General features: G+C 64.6%; 24 protein-coding genes. 9 read left to right on the plus strand and 15 right to left on the minus strand.

Features of this window, described 5'->3' with window-relative positions; translation table 11 throughout:
• Window positions 1–68: 68 nt before the first annotated feature.
• Together AC1RJ9_RS23805 and AC1RJ9_RS23810 are read right to left on the minus strand one after the other, a co-directional pair.
• On the minus strand, window positions 69–1,139 hold the full coding sequence (locus tag AC1RJ9_RS23805) for a FecR family protein (RefSeq protein ID WP_492840620.1): 1,071 nt from the start codon (window positions 1,137–1,139) through the stop codon (window positions 69–71).
• 12 nt (window positions 1,140–1,151) lie between these two features.
• Window positions 1,152–1,670 carry an RNA polymerase sigma factor gene (locus tag AC1RJ9_RS23810; RefSeq protein ID WP_492840618.1) on the minus strand — a complete coding sequence of 173 codons (519 nt, stop codon included), beginning with the start codon at window positions 1,668–1,670 and terminating at the stop codon, window positions 1,152–1,154.
• A gap of 112 nt (window positions 1,671–1,782) precedes the next feature.
• On the opposite strand from AC1RJ9_RS23810, the gene AC1RJ9_RS23815 reads away from it, so the two are divergent.
• The 6 genes from AC1RJ9_RS23815 (at window position 1,783) to AC1RJ9_RS23840 (ending at window position 5,415) form a co-directional block, all read left to right on the plus strand.
• Window positions 1,783–2,040 (plus strand): helix-turn-helix domain-containing protein, encoded by a 258-nt coding sequence (locus AC1RJ9_RS23815; protein ID WP_184717288.1) that lies wholly within the window; start codon window positions 1,783–1,785, stop codon window positions 2,038–2,040.
• 248 nt (window positions 2,041–2,288) lie between these two features.
• Window positions 2,289–2,627 (plus strand): hypothetical protein, encoded by a 339-nt coding sequence (locus AC1RJ9_RS23820; protein ID WP_184717290.1) that lies wholly within the window; start codon window positions 2,289–2,291, stop codon window positions 2,625–2,627.
• On the plus strand, window positions 2,624–2,992 hold the full coding sequence (locus AC1RJ9_RS23825) for a helix-turn-helix domain-containing protein (RefSeq protein ID WP_221444628.1): 369 nt from the start codon (window positions 2,624–2,626) through the stop codon (window positions 2,990–2,992). The genes AC1RJ9_RS23820 and AC1RJ9_RS23825 overlap by 4 nt, the downstream gene beginning before the upstream one ends.
• 2 nt (window positions 2,993–2,994) lie before the next feature.
• Window positions 2,995–4,005, plus strand: coding sequence for an ImmA/IrrE family metallo-endopeptidase (locus AC1RJ9_RS23830; RefSeq protein WP_184717301.1), 1,011 nt, complete (start codon window positions 2,995–2,997; stop codon window positions 4,003–4,005).
• Between the two features lie 209 nt (window positions 4,006–4,214).
• Window positions 4,215–4,691, plus strand: coding sequence for a C1 family peptidase (locus tag AC1RJ9_RS23835; protein ID WP_343699767.1), 477 nt, complete (start codon window positions 4,215–4,217; stop codon window positions 4,689–4,691).
• A complete protein-coding gene (locus AC1RJ9_RS23840; protein ID WP_492840614.1) occupies window positions 4,663–5,415 on the plus strand; it encodes a hypothetical protein in 753 nt (250 codons plus the stop codon). The genes AC1RJ9_RS23835 and AC1RJ9_RS23840 overlap by 29 nt, the downstream gene beginning before the upstream one ends.
• Here the strand turns inward: AC1RJ9_RS23840 and AC1RJ9_RS23845 are convergent.
• Genes AC1RJ9_RS23845 through AC1RJ9_RS23855 form a run of 3 tightly spaced genes read right to left on the minus strand, consistent with a single transcriptional unit; the run spans window position 5,412 to window position 7,479 of the window.
• A complete protein-coding gene (locus tag AC1RJ9_RS23845; RefSeq protein WP_184717307.1) occupies window positions 5,412–6,110 on the minus strand; it encodes a uracil-DNA glycosylase family protein in 699 nt (232 codons plus the stop codon). The genes AC1RJ9_RS23840 and AC1RJ9_RS23845 overlap by 4 nt on opposite strands.
• Window positions 6,107–7,282 (minus strand): nucleoside triphosphate pyrophosphohydrolase family protein, encoded by a 1,176-nt coding sequence (locus tag AC1RJ9_RS23850; RefSeq protein ID WP_184717309.1) that lies wholly within the window; start codon window positions 7,280–7,282, stop codon window positions 6,107–6,109. The genes AC1RJ9_RS23845 and AC1RJ9_RS23850 overlap by 4 nt, the downstream gene beginning before the upstream one ends.
• Window positions 7,282–7,479 carry a hypothetical protein gene (locus AC1RJ9_RS23855; protein ID WP_184717311.1) on the minus strand — a complete coding sequence of 66 codons (198 nt, stop codon included), beginning with the start codon at window positions 7,477–7,479 and terminating at the stop codon, window positions 7,282–7,284. Before AC1RJ9_RS23855 ends, AC1RJ9_RS23850 begins: the two co-directional genes overlap by 1 nt.
• 139 nt (window positions 7,480–7,618) lie before the next feature.
• Between AC1RJ9_RS23855 and AC1RJ9_RS23860 the strand changes: the two genes are divergently transcribed.
• A complete protein-coding gene (locus AC1RJ9_RS23860; protein ID WP_184717313.1) occupies window positions 7,619–8,647 on the plus strand; it encodes a hypothetical protein in 1,029 nt (342 codons plus the stop codon).
• A gap of 54 nt (window positions 8,648–8,701) precedes the next feature.
• Here AC1RJ9_RS23860 and AC1RJ9_RS23865 read toward each other — a convergent pair whose 3' ends face one another.
• The 7 genes from AC1RJ9_RS23865 to AC1RJ9_RS23895 all read right to left on the minus strand — a co-directional run bounded on the left by AC1RJ9_RS23865 (window position 8,702) and on the right by AC1RJ9_RS23895 (window position 12,626).
• Window positions 8,702–9,283 carry an alpha-ketoglutarate-dependent dioxygenase AlkB gene (locus tag AC1RJ9_RS23865; protein ID WP_492840611.1) on the minus strand — a complete coding sequence of 194 codons (582 nt, stop codon included), beginning with the start codon at window positions 9,281–9,283 and terminating at the stop codon, window positions 8,702–8,704.
• 8 nt (window positions 9,284–9,291) lie between these two features.
• Window positions 9,292–9,675, minus strand: coding sequence for a hypothetical protein (locus tag AC1RJ9_RS23870; RefSeq protein WP_492840609.1), 384 nt, complete (start codon window positions 9,673–9,675; stop codon window positions 9,292–9,294).
• Complete coding sequence (locus AC1RJ9_RS23875) at window positions 9,668–9,961, minus strand: hypothetical protein (protein ID WP_492840607.1); 294 nt, start codon at window positions 9,959–9,961, stop codon at window positions 9,668–9,670. The genes AC1RJ9_RS23870 and AC1RJ9_RS23875 overlap by 8 nt, the downstream gene beginning before the upstream one ends.
• 3 nt (window positions 9,962–9,964) lie before the next feature.
• Window positions 9,965–10,285, minus strand: a complete 321-nt coding sequence (locus AC1RJ9_RS23880) for a hypothetical protein (protein WP_184717321.1) — start codon at window positions 10,283–10,285, stop codon at window positions 9,965–9,967.
• Window positions 10,286–10,384: 99 nt separating this feature from the next.
• Complete coding sequence (locus tag AC1RJ9_RS23885; protein ID WP_184717328.1) at window positions 10,385–10,780, minus strand: thermonuclease family protein; 396 nt, start codon at window positions 10,778–10,780, stop codon at window positions 10,385–10,387.
• A gap of 58 nt (window positions 10,781–10,838) precedes the next feature.
• Window positions 10,839–12,224, minus strand: coding sequence for a glycoside hydrolase family 5 protein (locus tag AC1RJ9_RS23890; protein ID WP_492840604.1), 1,386 nt, complete (start codon window positions 12,222–12,224; stop codon window positions 10,839–10,841).
• A gap of 18 nt (window positions 12,225–12,242) precedes the next feature.
• A complete protein-coding gene (locus tag AC1RJ9_RS23895; protein ID WP_492840602.1) occupies window positions 12,243–12,626 on the minus strand; it encodes a hypothetical protein in 384 nt (127 codons plus the stop codon).
• 115 nt (window positions 12,627–12,741) lie between these two features.
• On the opposite strand from AC1RJ9_RS23895, the gene AC1RJ9_RS23900 reads away from it, so the two are divergent.
• Window positions 12,742–16,539, plus strand: a complete 3,798-nt coding sequence (locus AC1RJ9_RS23900) for a hypothetical protein (RefSeq protein ID WP_492840600.1) — start codon at window positions 12,742–12,744, stop codon at window positions 16,537–16,539.
• Between the two features lie 67 nt (window positions 16,540–16,606).
• Here the strand turns inward: AC1RJ9_RS23900 and AC1RJ9_RS23905 are convergent, their stop codons facing one another.
• Both AC1RJ9_RS23905 and AC1RJ9_RS23910 read right to left on the minus strand, forming a co-directional pair.
• Window positions 16,607–17,332, minus strand: a complete 726-nt coding sequence (locus AC1RJ9_RS23905) for a restriction endonuclease (RefSeq protein ID WP_492840598.1) — start codon at window positions 17,330–17,332, stop codon at window positions 16,607–16,609.
• A gap of 141 nt (window positions 17,333–17,473) precedes the next feature.
• Entirely contained in the window at window positions 17,474–18,367 is an 894-nt protein-coding gene (locus AC1RJ9_RS23910) for a hypothetical protein (RefSeq protein ID WP_492840596.1), read from the minus strand.
• 117 nt (window positions 18,368–18,484) lie between these two features.
• On the opposite strand from AC1RJ9_RS23910, the gene AC1RJ9_RS23915 reads away from it, so the two are divergent.
• Window positions 18,485–18,721: a hypothetical protein gene (locus tag AC1RJ9_RS23915; RefSeq protein WP_492840594.1), complete on the plus strand. Its 237-nt coding sequence runs from the start codon at window positions 18,485–18,487 to the stop codon at window positions 18,719–18,721.
• 51 nt (window positions 18,722–18,772) lie between these two features.
• Here the strand turns inward: AC1RJ9_RS23915 and AC1RJ9_RS23920 are convergent, their stop codons facing one another.
• Window positions 18,773–19,546: a hypothetical protein gene (locus AC1RJ9_RS23920; RefSeq protein ID WP_184717338.1), complete on the minus strand. Its 774-nt coding sequence runs from the start codon at window positions 19,544–19,546 to the stop codon at window positions 18,773–18,775.
• Between the last annotated feature and the right edge of the window lie 219 nt (window positions 19,547–19,765).

The raw sequence follows: 19,765 nt of genomic DNA on the forward strand, positions 1-19,765 counted from the left end.
GGGGCGCGGCGGGGGTAAGACTCCTGGGAAGGCGTCACACCCTACCGGGATGCGAAAGATTTATGACGTCAAGCGGGGCCGGAGCGTTCGGCGGTCAGTTCGACGCCGCCGTCCGGACGCGGGACGCTCTTGAGGTCCAGCAAGGCGGCCATCCCCCGGGCGAAGGTCTCGGTGTCGCCAGCGTCGAACTCGCCATTGACCCGCTGGTCGGCCGGCGCTCCTGGACCCAGCACCACCTGGCGGCGGCTGTAGCGGTTGACCTCCGCCACGGCCTCGGCCAGCGGCACGTCCTTGAAGGTCAGGCGCCCGTTGGTCCAGCCGGTGGCCGCCGCCACGTCGACGACGACCGGTTTGGCTGGCGCGGCGCGGGCGACATCGACCCGCTGTCCCGCCGTCAGGATCACCGGCGCGGGCCGCGTGGTGTTTTGCGCGCCGGCCTTGCCGGTCTGGCTAACCTGGACGCGGCCTTCGGCCAGGGTCACCCGCACCGCGTCGTCGGCGCGATAGACCTCGAACCGCGTGCCGATCGCCCGCACCGCCGTGTCGCCCGCCGTGACCACGAAGGGGCGTCCGGCGTCATGGGCGACGACGAACATCGCCTGGCCCCTGTCGAGGATCAGGCTGCGCTGGGCCTTGGACAGCCGCACCCGCACCTGGCTGTTGGTGTTGAGTTCGACCGTCGAGCCGTCGGCCAGGCTGATGGCCCGCCGCTCGCCGATCTCGGTACGATAGGTCTGCTGGCCCGCTTGGCCAAGCAGCACCGCGCCAATCACCGCGGCCGCCGCCAGGGCCGCGCCAAAGCCGATCGTCCGGGCGCCGCGACCTTGACCGAGGCCTCGCAGCCGCGCGCCGATCCCGCGCGGCCGGCGCGCGGCCGTCTCGGCGATGGCTTGGAGCCTGGGATCGTCGGCCAGGGCGCGCACGCCGGTCGTCAGGGCCTCGATGCGGGTGTAGGCCGCGTCGTTGAGGCTGTTTTCGCGCCAGGCGAAGAAGGTCGTCAGTTCGGCGTTGCTGACCCGCTGGGCGCTGAGCTTGGCGTACCAGGCGGCCGCTTCGTCGCGCGCGCGCTTGTCGTCGGCGCTGCGGGGCTCCCCACCGCCCGGCTGGGCGCTTGCGGCCTGGGTCTTGTCATCGATCATGACGTGATCCGCCTAGCTCCGGATCATGTCGGCGCATCGGGCGATAGCCTGGGTCATCCGCTTTTCCACCGCCTTGACCGAGATGCCGCGCAGCTGCGCGATTTCCCGATAGGTGAGGCCCCTGACATGGTTCAGGGCGAAAACATCGCGCAACTTGGGCGGTAAGGCGAGCAACATCTGTTCGAAAAGGATCGCCTGCTCCTGGCTGGCGTCGATCGTCTGGTCGGCCAGGGGCTTGTGGTCGGGATCGGTGGGGGTCTCGCGCGCGCTCCGGCGGAAGCGGCTGGCCGCCAGGTTCAGGGCGATGCGGGCCAGCAGCGACTTGGGACTGCGGACGGGCCTGGGCGGCTGGTAGTCGTGGACGCGCAGCCAGGTGTCCTGGGCGATATCGTCGGCGTCCTGCGGATAACGGCGCGCCAGGAGCGCCGTCAGCCAGTCGCGATGGCGCAGATAGGCGTCGGCGAGCGGCGGCGTCCCGCCCTCCGAGGGCGGGGTGTCCGGGGCGGTGATTTGACCATCGAGCGGAGACATAAATCATCCCGAGCCGAGCGGCGCGCGGGGTGAATCCTAATAAATTATGGGAAAATCACCTAAGAGATTTTTCCATATATCTGGATTGCCGGTCCAATTTCGGTCGGCGATCATGCCCAAATCAATCTTCGACGGAGCGCACCTTTGTGTCGTCGAGGCTTTGATTGGCGCTCGCAAACGGTCAGGTCTGACCCAAGCTGAGGTTGCTACAAAGATCGGAAGAGACCAGACGGTCATCTCAACCATCGAGCGCTCCCAACGTCGCGTTGACATCTTGGAGTTCATCGCTCTGGCGCGAGCGATGAACGAAGATCCGGTTGCCTTGTTCGCCAAGATCGTCGCTGCGGTGCCTGACCATTTCGAGATCTAAGCGGAGGATGGGCGTCTCGCGCGTTCCGCGCGATCGCGCTCTACGCCGTCGGCTACGCCGGCCGCCGCCGAGCCCGCTTAGCGGTCTCGGCCCTTCGGGTGACGATCGCTGACGCGTTTTTCAACGGTCAAACCTTTGATTCCAGGCCTTTGGGGCTTCACCTGGTTAGGTGAAGCTTGTTGCTCTCAGGGTTGCATGTTGGAATTTCAGACATTATATCGTCGTTATGTGTTCTCAGGGGTGGTGAAATGGATCCCGAGGTGAAGGAAAAGGCCGAGCAGAAAGTTTTCCCGGCAGTGGCTGTCGAGGCGGCGCTGCGTAAGGAGTTGCTGTTGCTCGCGGAGAACGAGGCGCCGGTGCAGGGCATTGAATTACCCAAGGCGCCTGCGGCAGCGATGAGAACCTTTATCCGCTTCGACTCCCTGACGGTGGTCGACGTGCTCTGCGAACTCGATCCCATTCTCGGCCACAAGCTGCGCGACAGCGTTGTGCAGACCGGCGGGTACAAGTCGATCGATGCGGCGATCGAGCATTTGCTCCCGCGTATCGAGCGCTCATGGAACAAGGCCAACGGAGTGAAGGCGTGAGCGACGACGCGGACGCGGCGGACGATTTGGCGCGGCGTCGCCTCGGAACCCGCTTGCGGGACGCACGGCGCTATCTGGGCCTCAAGCAGGAGGAGGTGGCAGGTTACCTCAAGCTGCCTAGGACTGCGCTGTCCGACATCGAGAGTGGTCAGCGGCGCGTTGAGGCGATCGAGTTGACGCGACTGGCGCGCCTCTATCGGCAGTCGGTCGCCTATCTCACGGGCGAGGACGAGGGAGCCGCGACGCTACCGGCCGACGTCGCCCATCTGGCCCGTCAGGTCGCCGCCTTGTCGGAGGCCGACCGCGAGGAAGTTGGGCGCTTCGCAGAGTTTCTTCGCGCCCGTTCCCAAGCGCCGAAGGTCTAGCGGTGGCGGACAACTACGCCAGCGCGGTGCGGGCCGGCACGATGGCGGCGGGGCGAATGCTTCGGGACCTTGGTGTTCGTGAACTCGTCGAGAGTTCGGGTGAGCCAGTCGATGTATTCGGAGCCATCTACCAGCTCGGCCTGCCGCTGATGCTGCGACCGCTGCAGGGGCTACTTGGGGTGTTCCTGCCCGCGCCGATGCCCGGGATTCTGGTCACTACCGAGCGTCCCATGAGCATTCAACGCTTCACCGCTGCCCATGAGCTTGGGCATTTCGCGATGGGGCATCGGCCAAGCCTGGATGACGAGAACAACATCCTACGGCGTGCGCCCTTGGCCAGAGCTCAAGACATCGAATTCCAGGAGACGGAAGCAGACGCATTCGCCACGGCGTTCATGATGCCGCGATGGTTGGTCATTTTGCATTGCCAGCGGCAAGGGTGGCGAACTGACGATCTGATCCATCCGGCCATTGCTTACCAGTTGTCGGTTCGCCTGGGCGCCAGTTACGAGGCCACCTGCAGGTCTCTTGAGCGCCACAACTTGATCACGGGAGCTCAGCGTCAACGGCTCCTCAGCGTCAAGCCACGGGAACTGAAAGTGGCTCTCCTGGGCGACTATCAGCCGCCAAACTATCGTGGTGACGTATGGCGACTGACCGCACGCGATCAAGGTGGTCACATTGCCGGAAGCCGAAACGACCTCTTCGTTCTCCAGCTAGAAGAGCGCAGTAGCGCCGGTTACGTCTGGAATGTCGATCAGCTTGCGGCGAGCGGTTTCGCGATCGTTCGCGATCAACGAGAAGCGATTGACGACGAGGGCATTGGCAACCCCGTTCTGCGGAAACTGACCGTCGAACCTGTGGATGCGCCCCGCGGACATCTGCGGATGGACGAGCGCCGTCCTTGGTCTGGCGACGCGGCAGGTTCCCTGGACTTTGAGTTCGATCTGAGCGGCCCGGAAGAAGCTGGGCTATCGCGGTTTGAGCGGCGTCGAATTTTGGAGGAGCTGTGACGCTCACCGTTTCGATCCAGCATGATCTCCGACCGGCGCTAGGACCAGTTCGCGATCAGGGGCAACGTCCAACTTGCTTGGCCTTCGCGGCCAGCGATGCGCACGCTCAGGTTCGCGGTGAACGGGTCGCCTTGTCGTGTGAGTTCGCCTTTTACCACGCCCAGCGAAGGGGCGGGCGTCTTCCCACACAGGGCGCAACGTTGCCGCACATGCTGAACGCGCTGCGGGAAGACGGACAGCCTATCGAGGCCGGATGGCCTTACTTGGTCTCGCTGCCGTCAGATCTAGCGGAATGGCGACCGCCGGCAGGCGCGACACCGCTATTTGGGCGCAGAGGTTCAGCTCTGCCGGTTAGCGTCGCCGCGATCAGGTCCGAGCTCGCGTCCGGCCGTGCCGTCGTCGCACTGCTCAGGTTGTCGGACAGCTTTTTCTCACCCGACTTGGATGGCGTGGTTCACGCAAAGCCCAGTGAGCCAATCGACACACCAGTCCGTCACGCTGTCGTGGTGGTGGCCGAAGGGGACGTCGGAGGGCGGTCGGCGCTACTTGTGCGTAATAGTTGGGGTGCGGCTTGGGGGAAGGCCGGCCACGCCTGGATTACCGAGGAATACATGGGGCCGAGGCTGTTTGGCGCGGCGATTTTGACGGATGATGTCGATGTATATGCCCATCGAGCCGCAGCCTGATTGCGTGTCGGCATGGCGTGAGGCGACCAAGACTGTCGAAGGACAGAAGGGTCACCACGCATCCAACGTGATCATTGGCGTGGAGAACCCACTTCTACGAGCTTCGCTTGCCGATCCGGCTGTGGAGGCGGTCGATGCGTTTCTGCGCTCTAAGGGCAAGAAGGGCGTCGATACAGTCGCGAACACGCTATTTCCGGCGGGGCTCTACCGTCGTCACGGAGCACCCAAATTCTACCAGCGGTTCGAGGAGAACGTCCTCCCGGTGGTCGGCAAGTCGGACCGTTGGTCGGGCTACTATTTTGAGCGCATGATCCGTCTGCCCAACGGTCAGGGGAAGCCCGTCAATCAGTTGGCCGACATTGTTGCCAGGATAAAAAATCCGAACGTGAGGGCGCGGAACAAGTTTGAGCTGCAGATTTTCGACCCGCTCAGAGATGTCGACAATTCGCCGTATGGCGGCCAGTGCCTGAGCTTCGCTAGCTTCAAGTTGCGAAAGGAAAACGGCGTAGACGTTCTCGATCTGACGGCGATGTATCGCAACCACTTCTATATCGAGAAGCTTCTGGGGAATATCATCGGCTTGGGTCAGCTGATGGATTTCATCGCGAAGGAAGGGCGCGTCACGGTGGGGGCGATGACGCTGGTCTCGACTCACGCGCAGGTCGACAGGCCTGATTCGACCTCGACCGCCGAGATTGCTGCTCTTCTCGAGGCCTGCGCTTAGGCGACTCGCAGTTCACGTGCGGTGGGCGGATCGCCGAATGGAAGCGGTGGCGCCGACGCCTCCTCATCGACGCCGTAGAGGTCGTACATACTGGCGATGAACTCCGATTGTCCGCCGTAGCTTGGGTGCCGGACGGCGATGGTCTCGACGCCCAGTTCCGCCAGGGCGAGGTTCGCGTCGCGGCCAATGGCCACGATCCGAGTGGGCTCGATCATCTCGATGAGTGCCTCGAGCAGGGGCCAGGTGGCCTCCCGCTCTTGCCGCGTATGGCAACGGTTGGACATCGGATCGCCGTCCACATGCGGGTGGAAAGGAAACACGTTCCACAGCATTACGGGCTCCCCGATCCGCGAGAGTACCCGCCAGATAACGGCGGCGGTCCGTTCGGCCACGACCGGGCCGTCGGTTGCTCGATCAAGGTTCACCCCACCCAGCAGGGCGCCGCAGGATCCGAGATGGACCTCGTCCGTCAGCGGAATGCCGGTGCGACGTCCGCCGCGGTAGCCAAGGTCGCGCGCAATCCACATCGTCTTGACCCCACCATCGAGAGAGGCCTGTAGGAACTTCGCGAAATTGCCGCGTCGCGTCTCGGCGGCATCCTTGAGATCGTGGATCTCGCACTGTTCACCCCAGGGGTTGAACACGGCGGGCAGGTGGGTCGCGGCAAGCGTGTCGACGAACTGATCAGGAGTCATTTGGGCAGCGCCTCGATCTTCAGGCTATGATTGTTCATGTCGACGATCAGGCGACCGCAGCGGTGCTTGCAGAGGAAGCGGAACGCCTCGTAACCCTGCAAGATCGCCTCTTCCCAGAGCCACAAGGGACGCTCGCCCACTTCGTAGCCGGCGACGAACTGCCTGACGTGCTTGAGCATGTCGAGCGGCAATTTGCCCGGTCCGAGACCATCGAAAAAATGAAGCTCCTTCGCCTGGCCGAAAATCCAGGTGGTGACCCCTTCCTCGATCAGGATCGCGCGGGCGCCATCCTCAGCCTCATCGATCTTGGGGGTGCTCTTTCGCTTCAGGTGAAGCAGCGCCCGAATGACCGGAGACCATCCGAGAACTGCCATGTGGGCGAAATGAAAGACATCATGGAAACGATAGTTGTCGGCGACGGCGGCGTTGTCGGTGAGGCGGTCGCCAATGAAGATGTCGTTGCACCGCTGATAGACGAACCGTTGCTCTCCGATCTCGCGCTCGAAGATCTCGATCTTCAGAAAACGAGGGAGGCGCTCGTTCGGGTCGGCCGCTTCGTCAAAGGGGGTCGGGTACGCGCGCTCCTGGGGCCAACGGTCGAAGTTCTTGCTGAGATTCTTGACGGCCGCAGCCTCAAGCGTGACGCCTGCTTCCTTGGTCGACTGGAGTAATCGTCCCATGATAGTCGCAAGCCGGCGGGCGAGAAGGTCGCGGTTGTCGGATAGATTACCGGCGTTATGGTCCTCGATCAGGGTGCCGACATCCTGTGCCAACTGAAGCAGCGTGGTTTCGAAGGCAGGATTGCGCTTGACGGTGTGATTCAGATCGTCCGGTTGCAACTGCTCGAACGTGAGGTCCGGGCGTTCCCGTCCCCAATCTGACGACCCTTCGAGGGCGTTCGCAGCGATGGCGCTCAAACGAATGTCGCCGCGTGCCGCGACGGCGGCGAGGTACCATAGTACGTCGCCAAATTCCTCGACCACTGCGCTTGAGTAGCCAAGGTACGAATTGCGGTCGCGTTGCTTCTTCTTTGCGACGCTCAACAGGCCCCCAGTTTCACCGAATAGGCCGAGAAGCGGAAAGCTCATCGAGTTTCCGTCTGAGCGCTGGTCGGTCGAGCCCGCCTGAGCCGCATAGCTCGCGACGGTGAGGGGACTGAAGTCGTCAGTCATCAGCGACGGCCCTTCCTTCGATCCTGGATGGCCTCGTCAGGAACATCGATGCCGTAGGCCTGCAGCGCCTTCAATACTAGGACGCGTATCGGCTCGCGTGCGCTGGCCGCCTTGACCGCCAAGTCATGCTTGGTCGTCGACGGCACTTGGATCTGCAGATGTTCGTCGCGTCCAGTCGCCGCGGCTTCATAGGTCATGAAATCATGAAATCATGATTTCATAGGCGTGTAAATCGCTGGACATACAGCGTGACATTGCGTCGCCGGCGCTATTTCGCTCTCCTGCCTCGATGTTACCGCGGCTGGGCGGGCTAGGCCTTTTTGGGGGGGGGCGCCGGTGAAGGCAAAATCGGTTTACGTCGTCGGTGCGGGACTGTCGGCGGGGTTGGGCTTTCCAACCATCGCGAACCTGCTCGTGAAGATGTGGGCACGCTTGGACGCGAAGGGTCTCTCGCAAGACCTTGCTGATGTCATCCGTTTCCACCATCCAAATTTCAACGCGGCGCTGCCTGACAGCTTCCCGAACATCGAAGCGCTGCTATCGGAGATGCAGGCGAATAGTCAGCTATTCAGCTCTAGTCGTCCCGCGACAGGTAAGTTCACATCCGAAAAGCTCGATCAGCGTCAGCAAGAGCTTCTTCTGGAGTTGTCGGAGTGGTTCCATGAACTTCAGCAGTCATCGCTGAAAAAGAGTCCGCCTTGGCTGAAAAAATTAGTCGAAAAAATTCAAAATGAAAAGGCGATAGTCATTTCTTTCAATTGGGATTTGGTCTTGGATCAACTTCTATTTGGCGAGAACGTTTGTCCTGATTCATATGGTTTGGGCGTCCAGTGCGAAGGGCCGCAACTGATTAAGCCTCACGGCTCTCTCAATTGGTATCTCCACGATACGGGAAAGCACCTGCAGGGAGACAAAACCTTTTCGCTCTTCGGCGACAAGGAAACAGGCATGTACGCCTTCAAGCCTTTTCGGGCCCCGATCTCTAGCCGCCGACGATACATGCCCTTCATCGTGCCGCCTGTGTACAGCAAGCATTTTGAAGATGAGATCTCCCAGCACCTATGGCGAAGAACAGTCGATGTACTTAGCACCGCTTCGGAGGTGACCTTTCTGGGCTATTCGCTTCCAGAGGCGGATTTCCACGCGCGGTTCATTTTGCGGTGCGGGTTTCACAGCCAAGAATACGGCGAGCTAAAATCGGATGGCAACCGCGCCCGTCCGACCGGTCGGGCGCGGGTCGTCATCGTCGACCCGAGCGAAGCGGCTGCAAGGCGTGTCGCGTCCGCCGTTGGTTGGTCATGCACTTATCATAAGGCCAAAATCTCGGAATGGATGAAGGAGGAGAGTGCGGCACAGTCGGTTTAACGCAGATGTTTTCCGGTTTTTGGGCGGGCCAGAGCCGCTCTGGCGCTCGGGGCTCTAGGCGCGAACCGTGCGGAAGGTCACCGAGTAGCGCAGGGCCTCCACCTCCGGGATGCTGTGCTGCCAGTCGCTGCGCGAAGAGCCGCTCATCAGATAGGCCGAGCGCGGCGCGGCGATGATCGAGGCGCGATCCCATCTGTCGCCCACCTTGCGGCGCAGGCGGAACGTGCAGGGCGACAGCAGCGAGACGCCGGCGATGGCCACGGCTGGCGGCCGGTCACGATGCCAGCCGATGCCGGCGCCGGGCGCGTATTCGGTGACCAGGGCGTGGCGGAAGCTTTTGGCGGCCAGGCCCGTGAACGCCGCGACCTTCTCCAGCAGGGGCGTGAGGAAGTCGGGAACACCTTCGCCGGTCGCGACCATGGCGCCGTCGGCGGCGCGTCGCCAGCCGAACGCGGCCACGCGGCGATTGCCCAGATAACCCAGGTGTTCGTAGGGCTTGAAGTCGAGGCCTTCAAACTGGCGGACCAGGGCGCGCTCCTCGTCGAGGGTGATCAGGTCTGGCTGGTAGCGGAAGCCGTCGGGCATCGGTCGGCGCGGGGCCAGCGGCAGGTCGAAAAGGCTGGGTTGCAGGTCCATGATACTCGTCAGCCCGCTTGCCGGTCCGGCGGTGTCCAGCCGTAACCGTAGTCAGTGGGGTTCAGGCCCGCATCGAGCAGCAGGGAGATGGTGGCCCAGCGACGGCGTTCGGCCTCGCCGGGGTCGACCACGCCGGACATTGTCATGATCGGCATGCGGCCAGGGCATCGCGGACAGGGCAGACGGGCCTGGATCCGGGCCATGGTGCAGTTGAGATAGCGCCGCGCCCGGCCCAACATCGTGTCCCGGCGCCAGGTCTTGCCCGTACCGCAGTACTGGCAGCGAAAGCCGATCTCCCAGCCGCGCTCCAGAGCGTCGATCAGCCGGGCGTCGGCGAAAGCAGGATCGAGCTGCGCGGCCTTGCGCCGGTCGGCGTCGCTGGGCTCAGGCATGGGGCGGCGGATCCACGCGCCGGACGGCGCGCCAGTACGACCAGGGCTTGGCCCTGACGCGCTCCATCTCGAACCAGGCCTCCTCGCCCTCGAACGCCGGCACGTGCTCGGGCGAGACGAAGCCGACCCGCGAATTGCCGCGGCCCGTACCGTCGGGATGAAGGAAGTGCAGGGTCCTGGAGGTCTTGTCGGTGGTGTCGACCCGGACGCGGGTCAGCTTCATGACGCGGCGATCGGCGCGCGGCGCGGTCGGCGTCACGGGCGGAGATGGTGGTGGGATCGACATGGTTCAGTCGTAGAGCGAGGCGGCGAAACGGGTTTTCAGGCCCGAGCAGCCAGCCGGTCCGGGCCAGACCTCAAAGCGGCCCTGGCGTCGACCGCAGGGACAGCGCAGCCGGTCGGTGAAATTGATGATGGAGAAGTCGCCCAGGCGGCGCTCGAGCCAGGCTGTCGCGTCGAACTCGGCCATCTCGCCGCAGCCGCAGATCGTCCGCAGGTGACGGTCGGGCGCGACGCACTCGGCCAGGGTCTCGATGTCGGCCTCGAAGGGAACGTAAACTGAGGCGCAGGCGTGCGGCGTCGCACGCGAAATCGCGGGTTGGGATGGCATGGGGGGCTCCGATGTTCCTTATATGTTCTCCTTGGGGCCAAGAGAGTCAATCGGACTCATCGCGCGTCGGCGTCGCACCTGTGGGCCGCGTGTGGATGATTAGGGACGCCGCCAGGCGCCGCGGCCGGCGCGGCGCGCTTCATCCTCCGCCGTCGCATAGGCGCCCTTGCTGTAGCGTCGATACTCCGTCGCGAGGCCCGATCGGATCAGGGCGGCGTTGATGTCGGGGCTGGCGTCCGACCAGCAACGGCCCACGAAACGGCCATAGCGGTCGCGATCGACAAAGCGGCACCCGACGCGACCGCGCGTCAGGCGGATCAGTTCGTCGCGCGTTTCGTAGGCCAGCGGCTCGGCGGGGGTCTTGCCGCGGCGAACCTCCGGCGCATCGACTCCGAACAGGCGCACGCGCTCGGCGCCACAGCGCAGGGTGTCGCCGTCATGAACGGCGGGGGCGTTGCAGGCGATGATGGCGGTGAGCGCGGCGGCGATGATCATGCCCGCTTCTAGTCGCGTTCGGCGCCGTCAAGGAAGTCGGACGCGCCGTCGCGGACCCCTATTTGGTCGTCACGATCGCCGACGCGATCCCGGGCAACCAGCCGGCGCCGTCGCGCAGGCGAAATCCCGACGCGTACCCCCAGGCGCAGCCCTGGACGCCGACCGAGGCGAAGGCGGCGCTGACCGCGCCGTAGTATCGGACGCGGTCCTCGATCGGCACGCGCGGATCATCCTGCGCCCCGAACTCGCCCATCACCGGGACCCGGCCCGTGCGCGCCATGTAGGCGCTGACCTTGGTGAGGTCCTGGTCGAGCAACGCCTTGTCCGCCGCCGAGCCCCAGCGGCGGCCGAACGGCGGCGGATGCTCGACCCAGGTCGCGCCCTGATGGGTGAACGCGAAGGGGTCGTAGTAGTGGAAGGTCGGCACGACATAGGGATCGTCGGGCAGGACCAGAGTGGCGAGACTACCAAGGCCGCTCCAGTCGCCGCCGCCGATCAGCACCGGCCGGCGCGGATTGCGCTCGCGCGCCGCGGCCAGGGCCGGCGCCAGGACCGCGCCGAGGTTGGCGTCGTCCAGCTTGTCGTGCGGCTCGTTGATCAGCTCGAACCAGACGGTGTCCGGCGCCTGGGCGAACCGCGCGCCGATCTGGCGCCAGAGCGCGGCGAAGCGTTCGGTCTGGCCTGGGGGATCGGCCGTCAGCTCATCGAAATTGTGGGCGTTGAGGATGACTTTGAGCCGATGATCCGTGGCCGTCTTCACGACGTGCGCCACGCGAGCCATGAACGCCGGATCGATCGCGTAGGGTGGCGTCTTGGCCGCGTGCGCCGACCAGCGGACCGGGATCCGCACCGTCGTGAACCCGCCCTTGGCGATGAACGGGAAGTCGCCGTCCTGGATGGGGCGCCCCCAGGCGCCTTCGGTCGGCGCCTCGAGCATGTTGGAGAGATTGATGCAGCGCCCGACTGGAAGGGCGGGTCCGACGCGGGGCCGCGCCGGCGCAGCCGGGACATAGTCGAAGCGCGCCGGGGTCAAGGTCGCGGCGGCGGGCGCCGCGGCCGCGCCGGCGACCAAGGTCAGCGGCGTGGTCTGTCCGGCCTGGCTCCAGGTTCCGACATAGGCCTTCGCGCCCGCGTCCCAGGCGCCGACATAGCGGCCATGGGCGACCGGCAAGTCGAACGACAGGCGGCCGTCCCGCGCTTCGACATTGGCCAGCGGCAGGCCCATCGCGCCTTGGTCGACGCTGTCGAACGTGCCCGACAGAAGGCCGCCCTGGGCGGCGAGGTGGAGGTTCAGGCGCAGGGCCGTCGCGCCATCGCCGACCCGGCCGGTCCAGTCGCCGGCCGTGGGGGTCTGGGCCTGGACGGGCTGAGCGAGTACGGCGAGGGCGACGGCGCCGATCAGGCCACGTCGCACAGTCGCCCAGCCTCGCGTGATGGCTTCCATGGCCAAGGCGCGCCACGCTTACTTGCGCTTTGGTGCGCTCGGCTTGGCGGCTGGTTTGGGCGCGGCAGGCTTAGCCGTCGCGGGCTTGGGCGCGGCCGGTTTCGCCGCCGGCTTCGACGCGGGTTTGGCCGGCGGCTTGGCGGGCTTGGCCTTCGGCGCGGCCTGGGCCAGCGCCGAGGCCGCCGCCGTCTTCTCCGCGGCCGTGGATTTCGGATCCGACAGGACCTTGCTGGCCTTCTTGGCGGCGGCGGGGCTCGTGGTCTCGTTGGCGGCCGACGATTTTGGGCCGGCGCGCTGGGTCAGGGCCGCGCCCGCCGCGCTCTTTTCGGCGGCCGTGGACGTCGGGTCCGACAGCACCTTGGCCGCGTCGCTGGCGGCTTTCTTGCCGGTCTCCTTGGTCATGGAGCGCCCCTTGTCCGGGAGCCTAGCCAGGGCTAGCGCGCAAGTCGATAAGGGCGTCGGGCCGACCCTTGTCGCCCGTCAATCTCGGTCGCGTCACCGTCCATGGAGATCCTTCATGTCCAACGAGGACAGCCCCGCCATGACCTTGCAGGACATGATGTTGCGAAATGCGCCCATGATGGGAAAGGCCGACCTCTATTGCATGGGTCCCGCAGAGCTTGGCCGCCTGGCTGAGCAGGTGGCCGTGTTGCTGGGGATCAGTGATGGTGAGGCCAACCTAGTCGACACCGTCACGGTCGTTCTCGCTCCGCGACAGGCCAGCGATCCTGACGAGGCGCAACTGCGAGCAGCGGTGACCGCGGCGCTCACCGCCGCTTCCGTCCCGACGGACGACCCGCATTTTCCCGGCTGGTTAGCTCGCGCGCTCAAAGTGGTCAGTACATCAAATCTAGATCAGACGTCCGTGCTGGCCGCGTTTCCCGCACCGGCTGCCAAGCAGGCGGTCATGGTGCCCTATGGGGCTCGATATCGCGACGCCGCCTTGCAGCTTGACCGCCCCGATGGTCTTGGACAGCCGGAGACGATCTGGAGCCAGCACCTAGCGCGTCTGGCGAAGTCGTGCGTGGAGCGCGCGCGCCAAACCGCCATCTACGTCTTGGTAGACGCCGGAGAGGATTTCCCGTTCCGTCCGGAAAACCAGCTGCGTCTGAACCAGATCGACGACGATTGCGGGGTCATCGGCGGCGGCCCCGAGCACTCACCGGAGGCCGTCGTCGCCGAGCGCGCCGTCGCCTGGCTGCAGGCGATCCAGTCCGGACGGGTCGGTGACGTAATCACCGAAATCGATCGCTTGGCCTATTCCGATCTCGTCAAGTCGCGGATGAAGATTCAGCTGCTCTCGCAAGCCGGCCTGCACGGAGCGGCCGTGCAGCTTTTGAACGCCGAACTGGCCGGCCCGTCGGTCCTGCCGCCGGATGTCGCCATCGCCTATGCCCGCGTGGCTCACCGGGCCCATGACGGGGACCTCGTGGCCAGACTCTTGCGCCCGGCCGTTGCCTCACTCGAACGCGAAGAGGACCTGGAAACCGCCATGCGGTTGGCCCACGAAGTCGGCGTCGCCGATGTCGTGGAAGCCTGTGTGCAGAGGATGGGTGGTCGCTTCCCCCAATCCACGGCCTTGCTGGAATATCGCTTGATGGAGCGCCGGCGCGACGGCGACTACGCCGCCGCAGCTGCGTTGCTGCGGGACATCGCCGACCGCGCGGACGAGGCGAATTTCTACACATGGCTCGCAACCAGCCTGGGCTCCGCCGATGTCGACTACGACGCGGTCTACGAGGCTTTCGACGCAGATTGGGCCGCGTTCGCCGACATCGGCCGCGTCGCGCTGGCCCAACATGCCGAACGGCATGATCTGCTGCCCTTGGCCACGAACATCCTCATGTCGACGGGGGCGGACGATCGGCGAACGGCGACCGAAATCAAGCATCTGCTTCATTTCGCCAGCCAGAGGTTTCTGCGCCGCCGATCTGACGACGACGAGATCGAGGATGACCTGTCGCTCGTTATCCAAACGACCGCCTGGTACCTGGGCGTAGTACCTGGGGACGTCACCATTCGAACGTCCCTGGCCCGACTAGTCTCGGTCGAGACCAGTGGCAGTAGCGGCAGATTGGCGGCAGCCCATGCGCTCTTCGCCCTTGCCAGCCTCAGACCCGAGATCCGTCCAACGCCGCCCGTCGTTGGGCCGTTACCGACTGAAGAAGACCTGCGCGCCGTCATTTCCGCCGCCCGGGCTTGGATTGAAAGTGAGCCCGTTGTTTCGATCGGTCGTCTGACCTTTCCTCCGCAGTTGTTGCCCCGCGACTTCAAGCCGAGGATCGCCAGCGATCTTCTCGAGATGGTTGAGATGCAGGGCGACACGCTGGTCGATGACGCCGACGAGCGCGCGCTCAAGATAACGACCGCCGTTGCAGCGGCTCTTGCGCCTTACACCAACGAGCCAAACCTTGATCTGACCGCCATGAGGCTGGCAGGGGGCAAGCTTGTGGCGGCCGGGCGTCGCCAACAGGCGCGTGACCTGATCGAGGGGGTTCTTGAGCTCAGCGGAACCGACCCGGCGCGGCAGCGGGCTGCTTGGTTCGCCTATGGCGATGTCTACCATCGGACAGGTGATTTGCTCGAAGCCTTGCTGGCGCTGTCATGCGGCGCCGCACGCCGGGTACCCGTCTTAGCCGCGGAGGTTTGGTACGAGATTCAATCGCTGATCCGGGTGTTTCGAGATCTGGGTCTGAGCTTGCTGTCGCGTCGTCTCCTCGGCCAGGCGAGTGACATGCTGACGGAAAGCGGATTTGCTGAGCGCTACGCACACCGGCTCGAGACGGTGACCTTGCTGCTCGATTTCTCAGACCTGGGTTCGCACGATGACGATCCGGCCCAGTTAGAAGCCTTGGTCGAGCGGATCGCCGACAACTGCCGCGTGGTCTTGGAGAAACGGGATGAGCTTGGTCCGGTGGCCACGCTGCTGGTTCAGGCCGTGCGTCTGGCGCGAGCTCAAGCCGTTCAGACGCCTGCGGACGTCGATGATCTCATGGCGAGCGCCATCGATCGGCTCGGTGGCGCGATCGCCGACCAGGTTCGCGTCTTTGCCGCAGATCGCCCTGATGCGGCCGCGCTGGCGCAAATGGCGGGCCGGACGGAAAACGCTCGCTTTGCCGGCGACGCGGGATTCGACATGCGCAACCTGGCCATTCTCGCTCGTCGATTCCTGAATGGGGCGGCCGTGGGAGCGGTACAGGATGTCGCTTTCGCCATCGAACTGCTCGCTGACCAGGCCGTGACGCGATGGGACGAAATAGGTGACGCCGAGCCGGTCGACCTGCCTTCGCGCCCGGAGACACCGCTACGCATCGCGCGGGATATCGCGCGGACTGGGTTGGGTGTCACCCTATTGGGCCTCGACGAACAAAGTCGTCTGGTGCGGGTCGAAGTCGACGAAGAAGCCGGTGAAACCGTGCAGGTCGAAGACGAGCGGACTTTCTCGATAGCTGCGTTCCGGCAATGGTCGCGACGGTATCCCTACAACTACGGCTTTGATCGCGATGAAGCGAATGCCTTCCTAACAAGTCTGCGCTCGGTCGGCGTGAGCAGTCTGCCTCCCCGCCGGGCGGTCATGATCATGGACACCGCGCTCCAGTCCTTACCGGCGAACTTGATCCCCGTGGACGGCGACTTTGCAGCTCGCCATCGCGCGATAGCGATGGCGCCGTCGCTAACTTGGCTCGCTCATGCCGCTGCGCGACGCGATCGCGTCGCAAGTCCGCCGCGTGCCTGGATTTCGACAGCGTCCGCGCCGGAGCAGATGCCGACATTGGGTGTCATGGCCGAACGCCTGCAGTCGACGTTCGATCTGCACGCGATATCTTTAAATCAGGAACCAACGATCCCTGCCGATTTCGCCGGCGCCGAACTCGCCATCGTTGGCGCTCATGGCGGATTGCATCTACCCGACGGCCGGTTCTTCAAGGGGATCAGCGACGAGGCCGGGCTGGCCGAGCCTTCGCGCGCCCTGGCCCGGGCGTTGTCGGACGTGAAGGTCGTCGTGTTGTTGGTTTGCAGCGGCGGACGCGTCGACGCCATGCCCGGCGCGCAGACGACAATGGGTCTGGCCAAGCAATTGTTGAACGCCGGCTGTTCGACAGTGATCGGCTCTCCTTGGCCGTTGAGCGCCAGCGTTCCCGTCTACTGGCTTCCTGGGTTCCTCGCGGCGTGGAGCGTCGGAGCGCCAGTGATCGACGCCAATGCCGCCGGCAATGCGGCGGTCAGCGAGCGTCTCGGCGACACGGCGGATGTCCATTTCGCGATGAGCGTCTACGGAGATCCGCTTGTCCGCAAGTCGCCACCTAGGGCTTAAGTTGACGTGAGAGGTCGAGCCTCCGAGCTTCAATATCGAAGGTCCGTGGAGAAGCGCGTGTTTATCGCTAAAAGGTGTCGAGAAAGAGCACCTCGGGCAGCTGCGTTTGCGGCCACCACATACCCTGTGTGGTTTCAAGATAGCGCTGACAGAGGCCGATGATCTTTTGTCCGTCGCCCAAGGCGACCCGCTGGGGCGCCACTTCGAGCCGTTCCGCCATCACTGCGGATCGAAAGCCCGAGGTGGAGAGCAACAAACCCCGGGCGGCGGCACGAGAGACGACGATTTCCGCAAACTGCGTGACCTCGGGGCTTCCCACACGAGACGGCGCCGACCAGTGCTTGACCTCGACCAAGTAGGTCTCGCCGGCGGCTACTAGCTCGATATCGAAACCGCCGTCCTTGGCCGGGCGCGTCAAACGGGTTTGAAAGCCGAGACCTTCGCACGCTTCGGCCAACGCCCGCTCGAGATCGCGCCATTCCAGGTCCTTGAGATCGCCGGGCCGCAAGGCCAGTCGGCGCGCCAAGTCGGCCGAGAACTCCCGGATGAACGCGGCGAATGGCGGTAGCTGCGCCACCTCGTCTGGCGACGGGGCGGCCACGCCGGCCGCATCGGCCATGTAGCGCTTCAGGAACGGGCGGCCGCCGGCTCGCAAGACGAGACGACCTTCAGCTTCGAACTCCTGCATGCGCTGGCGGGTATATCGCCAGCTGCGGCCCTCCGGTGGGAGGCTCCCCATCAACTCATAAATTTGACGGGGGCGGACGCTCGCGATGGTCAGGTCCGATGCCATCCATGGACCTCGAGGATCGGAATCTGAATTCTTGTAGAGCGATGGGTTTGCCATGCGTGGTGCGGGTCTGGACGCCGGAGTATCATGCGGCATGGTCGGCATCCGATCGATGACGGGTACGGAGTCGAAGTTGACGGTTCATCATTGAGGCCCGGCGGGCGCCGGTTCCGCCAACACCGCATAGCCTAGGAATGGGTCGCGGATGCAGGTGGGATGGTAGTGGCCGACGATGTATTCCGGCGGCAGGGGACGGCGAATGGAGAACCCCGCGCCGCGAAAGCGCTCGGGTTCGAAGTCGTCGTCGGCCAAGCGCTCGAACATGTACTCCAGGGCCACGCCGGCAAACTCAAGCAGCGTGTAGCTGTGCATCGATGCGAACGGGACATCGCAGACGAACAGGGTCGGCGCTCCGAAAGCCTTGAGGCACTGTCGATAGTCCCGATAGCGCGGCAGGTGGGCGGCGATCGCGACCAGGTACTCGCCGCCATAGAGGAGGTAGTGGCCGGCATGATCGATCAGGGCTCGCTCGTTAGCGTCGAAATAGACGCGGCCCTCCCTGGTGTCCGTGCCGACAGCGCGGATGGCTTGGTCGAGATCGTCTTGCGAGAGTTCCGGAAATTGGCCACCCAAGAAGATCTTGGCGGCGCGCGTGTGGGCCGTCTGGGGATCCAGCGGCCGTAGGCCGTCGCGATAGAAGGCCTCGACATCGGCCGTCCGGGTCGCGTGGCAGGTCCGGAAGGCCCGAAAATGACGGGCGATGCGGTCCGCCGCCATCGTCTTGATGTCGGTGTGCGCGCCCGTGGCGTCCGCGATGATCGCGTCCAGCCATGAAAGGTCGTCGCCCACCAAATACTCCGGTGGATGGCGTTCAAACTCCCGACACACCCGAGCATCGAGCACGTCTTCCATGAGGCGCCATATCGTCGGGCGCCAGGTGTCGAACGCGTTGAAGTCCCAGACGTCCATGGCTGCGGCGAGCCGCTCCAGTCGATCGGAGGCGATCAAGTGCTGACGAGCCTCAACATCGGTCGGCAAGGTGGTCGCTCCGTCGGTCGATCAGTCTAGAGACAGGTCGAATCGAACGGCGAGCAAGTCGGAAGCGGCGGTCCTTTCCCTCCAGCGCCGCTCGCAATCGATGCTAGGCTTGCCGGAATGGACACCTACACCTTCGTTTGCCTGGCCGACAATCAGGTCGCCACGGCGGTCGACGTTCAGGCGCTTGCGCCCGACGCCTATGTCGCTCACGCGTGGAGCTTGCTTCGCGAGCATGCCAGCGCCGTGTCGGTGGAGGTCTGGCGGGACGAAGCGGTGATCGTGGTGATCGAACGCGACGGGGCTCGCATGCTTTCCAGCAAGGCCCGGCCGGCCGAGCACGCGCCGGAGGCCTGAATGGCCCTGGACATCGGTCCATCAGGGCCTGCCTGCGGACAGCGCCAGGTTCTAAGCCTCCGATCCGCCAGGAGGGCCCTTCATAAAGGCGTCGAACTCGGCCAGATGCTCGGGCGAAGGCGGGTCTGGATTGAGCATGATCGAGCGGATGTCGTTGGCGATGTCGCGCCGATTGATGTTCCCCAGGATGTAGCGGCCGTTCGAAAGCTCGAAATCGATGGCGCCGCACCACATGTTGATCCGCCCATAGCCCGGCGCGTAGGCGATGGCGTTCTTGCGGCCGCTGACCTCATGCTTGGCCAGGGCGATGCGAAGGAAGTGCATCCGCGCGTACGGCATGTGAATTCGCCGCAAATCCTCGCGCAGCTTGTCCACCCGCGCGGGTTCGGCCAGCAGGCGCTCCAGCTGCGCGGCGCGCATCAAGCGTCCGGTGTGCAAGAACCCGACATCCTTGCTTAGGTCGGCGATCTTGGTGGGCAAGCCGCCGTTCTCGGCCCATTTGATCGAGTCCTTGGCGCGCTGGCGCCAGGTCCTGAGCAACTCGTAGGCGGCGAAGATCCACATCTGCGATTGGGCCGACACGAAGGTGGCGTCCATCACAGGGGTGCGGTCGGTAGCCCAATAAGTCGCCAGCAGCTGATCCTCCAAACTCATGCAGAACATGTCGACCATGCCCAGGTTCGTCGCCTGCATGGACAGGTAGGGATCATCGAGCAGTTCAAGGCTGCGCAGCGCGGCGGGCAGGGTTGCGGGATCGATTTCGGATGAAGGCTGGTAGCCGCGGTCGTCGTGCTCGTCGGTATGCTCTTCCGGATCGATGTCCAAGACGTCCTCCATCGCTCGGACGCATGGTCCTGTGTCGATCAGTCGTGATCCTGGCACGGCCATCGCGCTGCGCGCGATGACTTTCCTTGTTTTCCTTTCCCCTGAAACGGGGGTGGGCGGCGCGCCCTTCTAGGCCCGCCTTGGGCGGCGGCAAGCCGGCCAGGGCCGGCTCCTCCACTGCGTTTCGGCCCTTCGGGTGCCACCATCCGGCGACGGGCC

It is taken from the genome of Caulobacter sp. GW822-FHT07D08 (genome assembly GCF_058798735.1).